Origin of the sequence: Dietzia massiliensis (assembly GCF_018390595.1) — a bacterium.
Lineage (GTDB): Bacteria > Actinomycetota > Actinomycetes > Mycobacteriales > Mycobacteriaceae > Dietzia > Dietzia massiliensis.
Window position 1 is genome coordinate 1 of the sequence record NZ_JAHBAV010000202.1, and the last position, 443, is coordinate 443.

Genomic DNA, 443 nt, shown 5'->3' on the forward strand with positions numbered 1-443 from the left:
GCGCGGCCTGCCGCCGGAAGAGGTGACGGCACTGCTGAAAACCGGCCGCAGCCGCCATGCGGCGGTCGCCGGGCCGATGAGCGAGGTGGTGACCCACAGCACGCAGTACCTCAGCGACGGCGATCTGAACGCCATCGCGGTGTACCTGCGCAGCCTGGCGCCGGAAACCGCCGCCAAAGCCGCTGCGCCTGCCGCGCAGGCGGATAACCCGGGCGGCAAGGCGACCTACGCGATGTACTGCTCGACCTGCCACGGCAACAAGGGGGAGGGCACCGACTTCGCCATTCCGGCGCTGGCGGGCAATGCCACGGTAACGGCGGACAATCCGCTGACCGCGCTGCGGGTGGTGCTGGAGGGGACGCATACGCCGATCACGCAGCAGGCGATGGCGTTCGACATGCCGGCTTACGGCTGGGCGTTGAACGATCGGCAGGCGGCGGATC

General features: G+C 70.0%; 1 protein-coding gene. It reads left to right on the top strand.

Features of this window, described 5'->3' with window-relative positions; translation table 11 throughout:
* A partial coding sequence (locus KHA85_RS20270) for a c-type cytochrome (RefSeq protein ID WP_213186677.1) occupies positions 1–443 on the top strand: 443 nt, incomplete at both ends.